The organism is uncultured Campylobacter sp. (assembly GCF_937980635.1).
GTDB lineage: Bacteria > Campylobacterota > Campylobacteria > Campylobacterales > Campylobacteraceae > Campylobacter_B.
The window spans coordinates 142,141-155,710 of record NZ_CALJPG010000021.1 but is presented as its reverse complement, the minus strand read 5'-3'; the positions used below and the strand labels follow the sequence as shown (position 1 = coordinate 155,710).

The window sequence follows — 13,570 nt, the reverse complement described above, 5'->3', positions numbered from 1 at the left end:
TAATCGCCGCAAAAATTTGAAAATTTTAAATTTCACAAAGGATTTCATAGATGATCAAGGCACTTCGCGGTATGAACGATATTTCAGGCGAGCAAGCGCGCATCTACTCGCAAATTTTAAGCGTATGCGAGCGCGTGGCGCGCAATTACGGCTTTTGTCTCATCGAAACGCCCAAGCTCGAACAGACCGCGCTATTTCGCCGCAGCGTCGGCGAGAGCAGCGACATCGTCGGCAAGGAGATGTATGAGTTTAGCGATAAAAGCGGCGATAGCGTCTGCCTGCGCCCCGAGGGCACCGCGGGCGTCGTGCGCGCCTTTATCGAAAAAAAGCTAGACCGCAGCGGCGGCGTGCATAAATTTTATTATCAAGGCTCGATGTTTCGCTACGAGCGCCCGCAAAAGGGGCGTCTGCGCGAGTTTCACCAATTCGGCGTCGAGTGCTTCGGCGAAAGTAGCGTTTATGAGGATGCGAGCGTGATCTTGATGCTAGCTCAAATTTTACGCGAGCTGAATGTCGCCGCAACGCTTAAAATCAACTCTTTAGGCGATGAGGAGTGCATGCCGGCATATAAAACCAAGCTCGTAAATTTCTTACAAGAACGTAAAGACAGGCTCTGCGAGGACTGCCAAAGGCGCATCGATACCAATCCGATCCGCGTGCTGGACTGCAAAAACGAAAGCTGCCAGAAAATTTTAGCCGCCGCGCCGCTTATAACGGAAAATTTAAACGACGCCTGCGCCGCGGAATTTGAGCAGCTGCAAAGAATCTTAACCCAAAACGGACAAAAATTTGAGATCGATGCGAAGCTCGTGCGCGGGCTTGATTACTACTGCAAAACCGCCTTTGAGTTCGTCTCATCCGAGCTTGGCGCACAAAGTGCCGTAGGCGGCGGCGGGCGCTATGACAGACTCGTGGAGTTTTTAGGCGGCAGAAAGACGGCTGGCGTGGGCTTTGCGATCGGCATCGAGCGAATAGCCGAAATTTTAAAAACGCGCGAAGCCCCTCAAGAGCGCGAGGGGATTTATATCGGCGCGCTGGATGAGGCGTTTGTTAGCACGGCATTTTCATTTGCGCTAAAGCTGCGAAAGCTTTGTAAAACTCAAATTTCATACGAGCCCAAGAGCCTAGCCAAGCATTTAAAAGCAGCCGACGGGGCGGAGGCGAAATTTTGCCTTTGCATCGGGCAGGACGAGTTTGACCGAGCCGAGGTGTGGTGCAAAAATTTAGAGGATCAAAGCAGCTTTGCGATTAAATTTAAAGAGGTCGAAGCATTTTTTAAGGATAGAGCATGAGCGATTACGGACTAAATATTTGGGGGAATTCCAACTTCACAATAGACGGCGGTAAGCTATGCCTAAACTCCGATTTCAAGCAGCCTTTGGTGGATATCATAAAAGAGATCCGCGCAGACGGCGTGCGAGGCCCGATACTGCTGCGCTTTCCGCACCTCATCAAAAAGCAAATAGTCGAAATTTACTCAAATTTTAACCGCGCTATTAAGGAGTTTGGCTACAAGGGAAAATTCCACGCCGTCTATCCACTTAAGGTAAATCAATTCCCGGGCTTCGTTAAAAATTTAGTCGATATCGGCGAGCCTTACGGATATGGACTCGAAGCCGGCAGCAAGCCTGAACTGCTACTAGCGATGGCGTATAACAAATACGGCGCGCCGATTACCGTAAACGGTTTTAAAGATAAGGAGCTTATAAATATCGGCTTCATCGCTGCCGAGATGGGGCATAACGTAACGCTTACGATCGAGGGGCTAAACGAGCTTGAAACCATCATCGAAACGGCTAAGGAGCGGTTTGCGCCAAAGCCTTTCATCGGGCTACGCATCAGGCTGCATAACTCCGGAAGCGGACTGTGGGCGAAAAGCGGCGGGATAAATTCCAAATTCGGTCTTACCTCAACCGAGCTTATAGAGGCGATAAACTTACTCAAGAAAAACGACCTCATCGAGCAGTTTACGATGATCCATTTTCATATCGGCTCGCAGATTACCGAGATCCACCCGCTCAAAAAGGCTCTCATCGAGGCGGGCAATATCTATACTGAGCTTCGAAAAATGGGCGCGAAAAATTTAAAATCCATAAATTTAGGCGGAGGGCTCGCTATCGAATACTCCCAAGCCAAAGAAAGCTCCAGCCGCAACTATACGCTAAAAGAATACGCCAACGACGTGGTTTTTTTGCTAAAATCGATCGCAGAGGATAAAAAAGAGGCCGAGCCGGATATTTTTATCGAGAGCGGCAGATACGTAGCCGCCAGTCACGCGGTGCTCGTGGCGCCGATTTTGGAGCTTTTTACCCAAGAATACGCCGAAGAAAAGCTCGCCCTAAAAAAGGATAATCCGCCGGTAGTCGCCGAACTATACGATCTGTATAAAACTCTAAAACCCTCCAACGCGCTAGAGTATCTGCACGACGCCATGTCGCACATGGAGAGCGTGCTTACTCTATTTGATCTGGGATACGTCGATCTGATCGACCGCTCAAACGGCGAAATTTTAGTTCATCTAATAATGCGAAAGGCGTATGGAATTTTAGGCAACAAGCAAGAATATAGTAATTTCTTAAACTCCTTAGGCAACGCCCAAGAGCGCTATTTAGTAAATTTTTCGATCTTTCAAAGCCTGCCCGATTTTTGGGGCATCAAGCAGCACTTCCCAATCATGCCTCTAGAGAGGCTGGACGAGCGCGCCACGCTATCTGCGTCGATCTGGGATATCACCTGCGATAGCGACGGCGAGATAGAATTCGACAATCAAAAAAATCCGCTCTTTCTGCACGATTTCGATCCTGAAAAAGAGGAGTATTTTTTGGGCTTTTTCCTTGTCGGAGCCTATCAGGAGGTGCTTGGCATGAGCCACAACCTCTTTGCACACCCAACAGAGGCGACCGTGATTTTAAAGGATGACGGCGGCTTTGAGATCAAGGATTTTATCGAATCTCAATCGGTCATCGACATCTTGGAGGATATGGACTACGACGTAGTAGATATCCGCGAAAGCCTAAACGAGCGCGTCGAAAAATCAAATCTTATCGGAGATAAAGAGAAAAAGCATATCCTGGGCGAGCTATATCTGTTTTTAAACGACAATAGCTACTTAAAGACGATCAAATGAGTTTTTGGCAAATTTTAAAACAGGACTTTACCGAGCCCTTGCGTCAAGACCCCGCATGCAATAGCGTATTTGAGATATTTTTCTGCTATCCAGGCGTCTGGGCGCTAATAAATTACCGCTTCGCGCATTTTTTCTACGAGCGAGGTTTTAAGCTCATAGCTCGCGCGATCAGCGGACTTACCCGCATAATCACCGCCGTAGATATCAACCCGGGCGCACAGATCGGCAGAGGAGTGTTTTTTGACCACGCTACGGGGCTTGTCATTGGAGAAACCGCGATCATCGGCGATAACTGTCTGATCTATCAGGGCGTCACTCTCGGCGGCGTGAGCTTAGAGCACGGAAAGCGCCATCCGACGCTGCAAAACGGCGTCGTAGTGGGTGCGGGAGCTAAAGTATTAGGCAATATCACTATCGGCGAAAATTCCAAAATCGGCGCAAATTCCGTCGTCGTAAAGGACGTAGCGCCAAACTGCACCGCCGTGGGCGTGCCGGCTAGAATTTTAGGCGGCTGCGAGAGCGATCCTTTAGCGCATAATAAAATTCCCGATATCAGCCAGGAGCTTATCAAATATCTCATCAAGCGTATCGAAATTTTAGAAGAGTGCATCTGCAGCGGCAGAAAAGATATCGCCGCAATGGATGAGGATCTAAACAAATTCTACGAAGAGTATCTGAAATCATTGAAATAAGAGGGTTAAAGTGAAAAAAGCTCTATTTTTTATAATTTGTGCAATTTTATCGGCAAGCGGCAGCGATGCTAATAGCGCGAAAAATTCCGCGGACGACGCCAGAATAAGCCTAGTAAAAAGTCTATACATCAAGGATACCTATTTCGGCGATCACAAAAATGCCCTATCAGCTTCTTTCAGATCCGCGCTTATGCAGGATGAAGCCTCTGCCGGCGAAGGTGAGGTAGGCTGCTTGGACTACGATCCGGTAATCGGCGGTCAAGATGTCTGCGACGATGCGAAATATGATTTTGAGCTAGGACAACGCGATACCGTCGTAGTAACTCAGACCTGCCCCTACGGTGCGCAGACGATAATCTACAAACTCGTCCGTAGCGGAGGCGATTATAAAATCGACGATATCTACGACCAAGACCCAAGTAGCGGCAGAGCTTTTAGCGTCAAAAATCAAATTTTAAATTGTCTAAACCAATCCAAGGAGCATCAATGAAATTAACACTTTCAAGTCGCGTAAGCAAGCTCGGCGAAAGCCTAACGATCGCAATCAGCACCAAAGCCAAGCAGATGAAAGCGCAGGGGCAAGACGTCGTAATCCTAAGTGCGGGTGAGCCTGATTTCGATACTGCAGAGGTCGCCAAAAAGGCGGTCATAGAAGCTATGGCTAAGGGCTGCGGAAAATATACGCCGGTTGCCGGTACGCCTGAAATTTTAAATTTAATCGCGCAGAAGCTAAAGCGCGACAACGACCTAGATTACAGGCCCGATCAGATCATCACCAACGTAGGCGCCAAGCACTCGCTATTTAACGCCTTTAACTGCATCTTAAACGAAGGCGATGAGGTCATAATACCGGCGCCTTATTGGGTCACCTACCCCGAAATTGTAAAATTTTGTGGCAGCAAGCCCGTCATCGTAAACACCAAGGCGGAAAACCGATATAAAATCACCGCCTCGCAGCTCAAAGCCGCGATCACGCCGCGCACGAAGGCGCTGTGCCTTTTCAACCCGAGTAACCCCGCAGGCGCCGTATATTCGCGCCAGGAGCTGCAAGAGCTTGCGGAAGTGCTAAAAGGCACGGATGTTTTGGTAATTGCCGATGAAATTTACGAAAAAATCGTCTTCGGCAAGAGCTTCATAGCCGCAGCAAGCATCAGCGAGGATATGTTTAGGCGCACCGTGACGATCAACGGGCTAAGCAAATGCGGCGCGATGCCCGGCTGGCGCTTCGGCTACACCGCCTGTGCGATCGATGAGCTAAATAAGGCGATGATAAACTTACAAAGCCAAAGCGTCAGCAACGTAGCTAGCATCGTCCAGGCAGGCGCGATGCCGGTATTGCGCGGCGAGGCGGACGATTATATCGAGACGATGCGGCGCGAATACGAGCGCAGGCGCGACTTCGGTACGGACGCGATAGGTGCGATCCCAGGTCTTAGTGTCGTAAAACCAGATGGCGCATTTTATTTCTTCATAGATTGTTCCCAGGTAGAACCTGATAGTATGAAATTCTGCATGCAACTGCTAGATAAAGGGCTCGTAGCCACGGTGCCAGGAAGCGGATTTGGCATGGATGGGCACTTCCGCGTAAGCTTTGCGTGCTCTATGGAAAATCTAAAACGCGGCTTTGAGCGCATAGAAAAATTCGTAAAAAGTTACCACAAATAGGCACGCTAGCGAAATTTTGATCTAAATTTGTCATAGCTTAGCAGCGAAATTTTTACATAAAATTTAATGCAGCTTAGCGGCAAATTTAGTGTGGCACGGCGAGTTCGGTACGAATTTTAAAGCAAATCCGGTGCGATGCAGCACGGAATTTAACTCAACCGCCTATCACAACACGATACGACTCGGCTTAGCTCAGATAGCGCGGTAAGTTCAGTGCGGTTAAAATTAACGTTTTTGATCCGAGGCGTTTAAGTTTATTCCATGCTGTTTTATCCAAGAGTATTTAAATTTCGCTGTTTAATTCAAAATTATAACTATCGCGAGCTTGGCGATAAAGGCTAATTTGCTCTTGCTCTACTTAAGAACGATTAAATTTCGCGCCGTTTTATTCAAAAGCATTAAAATTTCATACTTGCCGATGCTACTTCGATTTCCCCAATTCCTTTACGTTTTACTCAAGAGCTTAGAATTTCATACCGCCGCATTACGGCATCTGCCGCGCGAAATTTTATCTCGGCGACGATAATTCTAGCGCGGATACGGTCCTGCGCGGCGCGCAGGCAGATCCGACCGCCAAAGCCCAAGTCCGCTTAAATTTAAAATTCCAAGCCCACTCGGGTTAAATTTCAAGCCTAGCACCCGTCTTAAAGCGCGTGCAGGGCGAGCATAAATACGCGCGCCGCCTAAACGGCGCATAGACGAGACGATCCGCCTCGCCCTATCGCACAGACGGACCTAGAAAAATTTCAAATACGGCGGTGATCCTGCTACGATGCATCGTGACACACTTTTGCAGATCTCGCGCTAAAATACTAATTTGCGCTTGTATTTCGGCGACACACCGCGACACGTTTTTGCAAACGGCTCGTTTGTGGCGGAGTAGCAGGGGCGGCACGGATCAAATATACTGCGGTTGCGCACGAGCGAAATGCCCGCCTAAATTTTACCCGTTCGCTTCTCGCAAGCACTTGCATGCACTCCGTATTTATACGCGGTGCGACGCCGTATCCGCGACGCAAAAATGAAGCGGTCCGTGTGCGCGACGCAAAAAACGCGGCGGCGCGAAATACAACAACGCAGGAAGCGGCCGAGCGGTGCACGAAACGAGCGGCAGGAGTGAGGCAATCTTTTAAATTTTTCTCTCGCAAGACTTAAAAAAACTCCGCTGCGTCACAGCCAGGCTTCTTTTTCTGCGTAGCTCGCCGCACTGCCAAAATTTATCGCATGATGAAATCAAGTAATCTAATCGCGCAGGTTCTGACAAAATCACCCGCTCAAATTTTAAAAAATCTCGCCATTTACTTTAAATTTTATCGCTAGGCCGCGCAAAATTTGCGTTAAATTTCATCGCCGCGCTAAGTTAAAATTTCGGCTCTTTTAAATTTTTGCTACGCGCAAGCCCTCGCAATAGCTTCTTTTCTGAAATTTTAACGCACATTTAACTAAAAAATTCAATAATTTCAAATGTATATTTTACTTTTTTAAAGGAGAACATATGAGAAAAACCGCCCTTGTTTTAGCGCTTCCGCTCTTTTTTACGCCCATTTTAGGCTTTGATGTAGCCAAACTCAACGCCAAAAAAGCCGTGCCGTACGAGCAAAAAACACAGGAATTTAGGCTGCCCGTAGGCATCGACGAAAACGGCGTCATAGACGAGGCGAAGCTCGGCGACTCGCCTTATGCAAAGACCGTCATCTACGGCGCGAAGCTCATCAACGAGACGACGAGGTATCTCGGACCGCAGGCAAAGGACGAAAAAATGCGCTTTGCGGGCAACAACCTCTCCTGTTCGAGCTGTCATACGAGCGGCGGCGTCGTGCCCGATCAAAGCCCGTTCGTGGGTATCTACGCGAGATTTCCGCAGTATGTCGCGAGATCGGATCAGCTAGTCACGCTGCAAGACCGCATAAACGGATGTTTTCAGCGCTCGATGGCGGGCAAAGCGATCCCTACGAACTCCAAAGAGATGCGCGCGATGATCGCCTACATGCACTGGCTCTCCGCAGGATATGAGGTCGGCGCAAAGGTAAAAGGCCAGGGGCTACCGAAGGCGCAGTTTTTAGACCGCGCGGCGGATCCTAAAAAAGGACGCGAAATTTACGCCGCAAAATGCGCCGCCTGCCACGGCGAAAACGGCGAAGGGATAAAAAACGAGGGGTTTGCTCAAAGCGGCGATTACTACACATTCCCCGCACTTTGGGGTGATGATAGCTACAATACGGGCGCCGGTATGTATAGGCTCATCGAAGGAGCGAGGTATGTCAAAGCCACTATGCCTAAAGGGGACGCCTCGCTAAGCTGGGAGGAAGCTTTCGACGTGACGGCGTATATAAACTCAAAACCGCGCAAGATCAAACCCGATAGGAAGAAAGATTTCCCCGATCTAGACGTCAAGCAGATGGATATGGACGTGGGGCCCTACAACGACGGATTTGACGAGAACGATCACCGCTTCGGCCCATACAAGCGCATGATCAAAAAATAAAATCAAACGCCGTCCTTGCGGCGGCGGAATTTTGACGTAAATTTAATGCGGCTCGGAATTTAACGCAAATTTAGTGCGACGCGACACAAAATTTAATACAAATAACGTGTTGCGGCACGGATCTTAAAGCATTCTGCTCGGCGCAGCGCGGCACGGCTCGGTATTTAATGCGGTTGCGGCAGTTAGCACGATTAAATTTCGTGCCGCTTTAATTTAAGGGTATTTAAATTTCAAGCTGCCGTATTCAGGAGCGCTTAAATTTTATGCCGTTTTATTCAAATGCGGCTAATTTTGCGCTGTTATGTTACGATGCCTGCTGCGCCGCGCACTGCTCGCGATTTAAAATTTCGCTTCGGAATTTTAAAATTTCATCGCACGATGCATCTAAATTTCGTCGCAAAAGTTCTAGCACAAACGCCGCCCGCAGTAGAAATTTTATCGCGGATTTTTAAAATTCCGCGCCGATGTTTTCAAACCCTGCGCCGCTTGCCGCCGCTACTCTAAAATTTAACCAAACAGAACGGTCACGCAAAATACGACGAACAAGACGAGCGTAACGAACACAACCGACGCCGCATAACGACACGCGACGAACCAAAAAGTGGGCGGCGCAGATCGAAAACGAGCTAAATTTTAAAATTTTACCGCGTCCGAGGCCTTGGCGCAAACGCGATAAATTTTATGTTTTAGCGCGCCTTTGAACCCAATCGCATCAAATAAATTTTAAACGAAATTCTAACGCTGCAGCGCTATTTTATATTTTTATAAAGACTATTTTAGTAAAATCAGGGTTTTATGAGCGAGATAAAAATTTTAATCACCGACGAAGATCTGTGCGCCCCGAGGCGGCTTTTGAGCAGGCGCGATAAGAAGCTGGCGTGCGCGCGAGCCCATCTGCGCGAGTTTCGCGTTTCGCGGGCGCTTAAAGCGCGCTTTAAAAAACGCGGCAAATTTTGCATCTCGCACAAAAGCGCAGATAGCAAAACGATCGTCGCCGTGGGTTTTGCGAGGCAAAAATTCGGGCTCGATCTTGAAATTTTAAAACCGCGGAATTTTGCCGCAGTTAGCGAGTTTTGTTTCAACGTCTTTGAGCGCGAGCTTTTAGCGGCGGCGGACGAGAGCGAAAAGGCACTCATTTTTTATAAAATTTACACGATCAAAGAGGCGCTGATTAAGGCGCGAAGTCTAGGTTTTTACGCACTTGCTCGTGTGGGGTTGGCGCGCGGCGCAGGCGGTGAGGCTTTGGCGCTTGATGAGCGCGGCAAGGCATGGTCACACAAGAGCTATATTTTAGAGGGCGAAATTTTGATTTCGCTCGTTTTTAGGGAGAATTTTTGAGACCTGTTTATCGTTTTTACGCTATTTCTAAAACGGCTTTCATTCTGCTTTACGCCGCGTTTTTTATAGGCGGATGCGCGCGCAAGGCGCCCGAGCGGATAGCGGAATTTAGCCAAAAGCAGTTCATCCTAACGGATGAGCTCGGCGCAAAAAGCAGAGCCCTGATCTCCAAAATTTCACCCACAAACAGCGAGGAGAGCCGCTACAAGCTCGTCTGGCTCGATATGCTAGGCGCGCCGATCGCACGTAAAATTTTATCGATCGAAGGCGGCGAAGCAAAATTTCGCAACGACGGCTTCCTGCCGCCCGATTCGCGAAGCGAGCGAGTATTTTTAACCCTGCTTAAGAATGCGGATAAAGCAAATTTCACCATAAACGCAAAGGGGCGCCGATATGACGCAGTATCTAAGTAACCCGGGGCTCATCTGTGCGGGCGCAAACAGCGCCGCAGAGCTTTTTAGCGCGCTGTGCGAGAAGAGATCCGCGCTGCGAAAGCTTAGCGTTTCTGGCAAAAATTTCATCTTTGGGCGCGTGGATACGCCGCTGCCGCAGATCAAGGATCGCGCCTACGCCACGCGCACAAACGCCCTGACGCTTTACGCCTGCCTAGGTGTGCAAGAGCAAATAGAGCAAGCCGTGCAAAAATTCGGCGCACACCGCGTAGGAGTGGTGTTTGCGACCACCAATACCGGCGTGCAGGAAAACTATGCGGAATTTTTCGCTTGCAATAAGGGCGCGGGAAATTTTATCTCGCAAGACGGCGAAAATCCCGTGCCGTGCAGTGAAATTCCCACTCCAAACGGCGAAAATTTCGTCAAAAATTCAAAAGACGCAAACGATAAATTTAAAAACTTCTGCTTCGAGCGCAACTCCCACGCAAACCCCGCAAATTTTATCCGCGAACGCTTCGGACTAAAATCCGTCGCGATCGGAGTTTCGAGTGCGTGCACCAGCGGAAACAAGGCTCTAATCGAAGCTTCGCGCCTCATTTCTTGCGGATTTTGCGACGCGGTCGTTTTCGGCGGCGCCGATGCATTAGACGAGCTCACGCTGCAGGGATTTAGCGCGCTTGAAATTTTAAGCGAGCAGCCGCTAAAGCCGTTTTCAGAGGCGCGATCAGGCACAAATCTGGGCGAGGGAGCCTGCGCATTCGTGCTTTCGCGCGAGCGCATAAGCGACGTCGCGCTTTTGGCTCACGCAGCAAACTCCGACGCCTACCACATCACCAAGCCCGATCCTAGCGCACGAATGCAAATCACGGCTATCAAAACCGCGCTAAAATCGGCGCAGCTGCAAAGCGTGGACTACGTAAATCTGCACGGCACCGGCACTGCGGCCAACGACGCGATGGAGGCCTTGGCTATGAGCGCCGCCCTACCCTTAGCGCCCGCAAGCTCGTCCAAATGGGCGATCGGACACACCCTGGGCGCGGCGGGGGCGATCGAGCTTGCCGTGTGCTACGAGGCGATCAGACAGGGCGTAATTCCGCCGAATTTTACGAACGATAAAATTTGGCTCGGCTCTGAGGCTAAAATTTTTCGCGGCGCGCAGGCGCGTCACGGCGAGCGAAACGATGAAATTTTAAACAGCGAAAGCGATCAAATTTCGTCCAGACTGGGCGATGAAAATTTGAAAAACGCGCAGGGTGAAATTTCAAAAAGCAGCGCGGATGAAATTTTGGCTGCGTCTAAAGCTTTGCATGGCGCGGAAGATAAAATTTTAAAAGACATTGCGGATCAAGCTTCGCAAACGAGCGAAATCTCCGCGACGCTGTCTAAATTTAATCTCGCGTGCGAAGCAAAAAAAGCGCGCGTAGATACCGCGATGAATCTAAGCTTTGCCTTCGGCGGAGACAACGCCGTAACCATAATAGGACGCGTATGAAAGCCTCTAGCATCCTACCCCAGAGCGGATATATGGTCTTCGCGGATGAAATTTTAGAGGTTAGCGACGGGTATGCGAGCTGCGCGTTTAGCGTTAAAGAGGACTCGCCGTTTACCGAAGACGGTAAGCTCGGCAGCTACGCGTATATGGAGATAATGGCGCAGTGTATCGGCGTGTATTCGGGCTACCGAAACGGCGGCGAGGCGAGGCTTGGGTTTTTGCTGGGCGTGCGAAACCTCGATATTTCGCGCGCAAGCCTGAAGGTGGGCGAGCGCGTGATTACGACGGCGAGACAGAGCGTGAGCGACGGCGAGGGGTTATATATCTTCGACTGCGAGATCCGCTGCGGCGGCGAACATATCGCAAGCGCCACGCTAAGCGTAATGCGCGCGAGCGACGAAATGATAAAGAGTATAAATGGCTAAGAGAATTTTAATTACCGGAGCAAGCGGCGGTATCGGCGAGGCGTGCGCGTTAAATTTAGCGCAAAAGGGTTACGGCTTGGCGCTAAACGGGCGCAACGAAGCAAAGCTAAAAGATGTGGCGAAGCGCTGCTTGGACGCGGGCGCGGCGGAAGTTCAAATTTTAAAATTTGACGTCGTAGATACCGCTACGGCGCAGGAGCATATCGAAGCAGATATAGAGGCAAACGGCGCGTACTGGGGCATCGTGTTAAACGCCGGCATTACGCGGGATAACTCCTTCGTGTGGTTCGAGCGCGAGGATTGGCAAAGCGTGATAGATACGAATTTAGGCGGGTTTTATAACGTCCTAAAGCCCGCGCTGATGCCGATGATCCGCGCCAAAAAGGGCGGGCGTATCGTAGTGATGAGCTCGGTTAGCGGAATTGCCGGCAACCGCGGTCAGAGCAACTACGCAGCTAGCAAAGGAGGCCTAATCGCCGCGGCAAAATCGCTGGCGATAGAACTTGCAAGCCGCAAGATCACGGTAAACGTGGTAGCTCCCGGGCTCATCAAAACGGCGATGAGCGAAGGTATAAACGAAGCCGCAAGCGAGCAAATTTTGGGCGCGATTCCGCTGGGCCGCATCGGCGAGCCGAGCGAGGTGGCGCATTTGGTGGAGTTTTTACTAAGCGAAAATTCCGCATACATCACAAAAGAGGTTATCAAAATAGACGGTGGATTATGTTAAATAGAGTAGTTATTACGGGTTTTGGCAACGTCTGTGCATTCGGGCGGGACTGGGCGAGCATAAAGCAGAATTTGGCGCAGCAAAAAAGCGCCGTAGTCTATATGAGCGAATGGGATATCTTCGGCGAGGAGCTAAACACTAGGCTGGGCGCGCCGATACCAAACTATGCGCCGCCCGCGCACTGGAGCCGCAAAGATACCCGCTCGATGGGTAAGGTAGCGATGCTTGGCGTTGATGCTGCGAATGAGGCTCTGGCGGATGCGGGTCTTTTGGAAGATGAGCGCATAAAGGACGGCCGTATGGGCGTCGCAGCGGGTAGCTGCAGCGGCGATGCAAAGGCTACGGGCGAGGTCATAGATATTTTGCATGGCAAGGATAGCACCTTCAACGCCAACTCCTACGTCAAGATGATGCCTCACACCGTCGCTGCAAATATCGCGATCCACTACGGGCTAAAAGGCAGGCTCATCCCCACGAGCTCTGCGTGCACGAGCGCGTCTCAAGCGATCGGCTACTCCTACGAAGCGATAAAATTCGGCCTGATAGATATGATGCTGGCAGGCGGCGCGGACGAGCTGCACCCAAGCCAGGCATTCGTGTTTGACAAGCTCTACGCGACAAGCTGTAAAAACGACACCCCTACCCTAAGCCCTGCACCTTTTGATATAGCGCGCGATGGACTGGTTTTGGGCGAAGGCGGCGCTATGTTCGTGCTAGAAAGCCTCGAAAGCGCACTTTCTCGCGGCGCTAAAATTTACGCCGAGATAGTGGGCTTCGGCACGACCTGCGACGGCACGCATATCACCCGTCCGCAGAGCGAGACTATGCGCGCGGCGATGCAGCTGGCGCTCAAAGACGCCGCGATTTCTCCGGATCTCATCGGGCACGTAAACGCTCACGCTACGGCGACCAGACAGGGCGACGTCGCAGAATCTACCGCAACGCATGAAATTTTTGGCTCGCAAACGCCCGTGAGCTCCTACAAAGGCTATTTGGGTCATACTTTAGGTGCGTGCGGGACACTGGAGAGCTTTATCTCGGTGATGATGATGAACGAGGGGCTATTCTATCCGAATCTAAATTTACGAGATATCGATCCGCAGTGCGCGCCGCTTAGGTACCTCACGCAGCCGCAGGAGATAGAGACGGATTACGTTATGAATAACAACTTCGCTTTCGGCGGCGTAAACACATCTTTGATTTTTAAAAAATTTATCGACTAAAGGA

General features: G+C 50.2%; 12 protein-coding genes. All 12 read left to right on the top strand.

Translation table 11 applies throughout. The features are described from left to right. Positions 1 to 50 precede the first annotated feature (50 nt). The 12 genes from hisS (at position 51) to Q0460_RS05490 (ending at position 13,566) form a co-directional block, all read left to right on the top strand. On the top strand, positions 51 to 1,292 hold the full coding sequence (gene hisS / locus Q0460_RS05545) for a histidine--tRNA ligase (protein ID WP_299085727.1): 1,242 nt from the start codon (positions 51 to 53) through the stop codon (positions 1,290 to 1,292). Then, positions 1,289 to 3,127, top strand: coding sequence for a biosynthetic arginine decarboxylase (gene speA / locus Q0460_RS05540; RefSeq protein ID WP_299085725.1), 1,839 nt, complete (start codon positions 1,289 to 1,291; stop codon positions 3,125 to 3,127). The genes hisS and speA overlap by 4 nt, the downstream gene beginning before the upstream one ends. After that, positions 3,124 to 3,819 carry a serine O-acetyltransferase gene (cysE, locus tag Q0460_RS05535; RefSeq protein WP_299085723.1) on the top strand — a complete coding sequence of 232 codons (696 nt, stop codon included), beginning with the start codon at positions 3,124 to 3,126 and terminating at the stop codon, positions 3,817 to 3,819. The genes speA and cysE overlap by 4 nt, the downstream gene beginning before the upstream one ends. Positions 3,820 to 3,829: 10 nt before the next feature. After that, positions 3,830 to 4,309: a hypothetical protein gene (locus tag Q0460_RS05530; RefSeq protein ID WP_299085721.1), complete on the top strand. Its 480-nt coding sequence runs from the start codon at positions 3,830 to 3,832 to the stop codon at positions 4,307 to 4,309. Next, entirely contained in the window at positions 4,306 to 5,484 is a 1,179-nt protein-coding gene (locus Q0460_RS05525; RefSeq protein ID WP_299085719.1) for a pyridoxal phosphate-dependent aminotransferase, read from the top strand. The genes Q0460_RS05530 and Q0460_RS05525 overlap by 4 nt, the downstream gene beginning before the upstream one ends. A gap of 1,495 nt (positions 5,485 to 6,979) precedes the next feature. After that, positions 6,980 to 7,969: a c-type cytochrome gene (locus Q0460_RS05520; protein ID WP_299085717.1), complete on the top strand. Its 990-nt coding sequence runs from the start codon at positions 6,980 to 6,982 to the stop codon at positions 7,967 to 7,969. A 795-nt stretch (positions 7,970 to 8,764) separates the two neighbouring features. Further along, positions 8,765 to 9,307: a 4'-phosphopantetheinyl transferase superfamily protein gene (locus Q0460_RS05515; protein ID WP_299085715.1), complete on the top strand. Its 543-nt coding sequence runs from the start codon at positions 8,765 to 8,767 to the stop codon at positions 9,305 to 9,307. Next, entirely contained in the window at positions 9,304 to 9,720 is a 417-nt protein-coding gene (locus Q0460_RS05510) for a hypothetical protein (RefSeq protein ID WP_299085713.1), read from the top strand. Before Q0460_RS05515 ends, Q0460_RS05510 begins: the two co-directional genes overlap by 4 nt. Next, positions 9,701 to 11,191, top strand: a complete 1,491-nt coding sequence (locus Q0460_RS05505) for a beta-ketoacyl synthase N-terminal-like domain-containing protein (RefSeq protein ID WP_299085711.1) — start codon at positions 9,701 to 9,703, stop codon at positions 11,189 to 11,191. The genes Q0460_RS05510 and Q0460_RS05505 overlap by 20 nt, the downstream gene beginning before the upstream one ends. Next, positions 11,188 to 11,616 carry a hypothetical protein gene (locus tag Q0460_RS05500; protein ID WP_299085709.1) on the top strand — a complete coding sequence of 143 codons (429 nt, stop codon included), beginning with the start codon at positions 11,188 to 11,190 and terminating at the stop codon, positions 11,614 to 11,616. Before Q0460_RS05505 ends, Q0460_RS05500 begins: the two co-directional genes overlap by 4 nt. Next, the gene (gene fabG, locus Q0460_RS05495) at positions 11,609 to 12,343 is read left to right on the top strand and encodes a 3-oxoacyl-ACP reductase FabG (RefSeq protein WP_299085707.1); all 735 of its coding nucleotides are present in this window, start codon (positions 11,609 to 11,611) and stop codon (positions 12,341 to 12,343) included. Before Q0460_RS05500 ends, fabG begins: the two co-directional genes overlap by 8 nt. Continuing rightward, entirely contained in the window at positions 12,337 to 13,566 is a 1,230-nt protein-coding gene (locus Q0460_RS05490) for a beta-ketoacyl-ACP synthase (protein WP_299085705.1), read from the top strand. Before fabG ends, Q0460_RS05490 begins: the two co-directional genes overlap by 7 nt. The last annotated feature ends 4 nt before the right edge of the window (positions 13,567 to 13,570 follow it).

Bases quoted from the DNA above. Each gene is read 5' to 3' on its own strand.
- hisS (WP_299085727.1), top strand. From the start codon at position 51: ATGATCAAGGCACTTCGCGGTATGAACGATATTTCAGGCGAGCAAGCG.
- speA (WP_299085725.1), top strand. From the start codon at position 1,289: ATGAGCGATTACGGACTAAATATTTGGGGGAATTCCAACTTCACAATA.
- cysE (WP_299085723.1), top strand. From the start codon at position 3,124: ATGAGTTTTTGGCAAATTTTAAAACAGGACTTTACCGAGCCCTTGCGT.
- Q0460_RS05525 (WP_299085719.1), top strand. From the start codon at position 4,306: ATGAAATTAACACTTTCAAGTCGCGTAAGCAAGCTCGGCGAAAGCCTA.
- Q0460_RS05520 (WP_299085717.1), top strand. From the start codon at position 6,980: ATGAGAAAAACCGCCCTTGTTTTAGCGCTTCCGCTCTTTTTTACGCCC.
- Q0460_RS05515 (WP_299085715.1), top strand. From the start codon at position 8,765: ATGAGCGAGATAAAAATTTTAATCACCGACGAAGATCTGTGCGCCCCG.
- Q0460_RS05505 (WP_299085711.1), top strand. From the start codon at position 9,701: ATGACGCAGTATCTAAGTAACCCGGGGCTCATCTGTGCGGGCGCAAAC.
- Q0460_RS05500 (WP_299085709.1), top strand. From the start codon at position 11,188: ATGAAAGCCTCTAGCATCCTACCCCAGAGCGGATATATGGTCTTCGCG.
- fabG (WP_299085707.1), top strand. From the start codon at position 11,609: ATGGCTAAGAGAATTTTAATTACCGGAGCAAGCGGCGGTATCGGCGAG.
- Q0460_RS05490 (WP_299085705.1), top strand. From the start codon at position 12,337: ATGTTAAATAGAGTAGTTATTACGGGTTTTGGCAACGTCTGTGCATTC.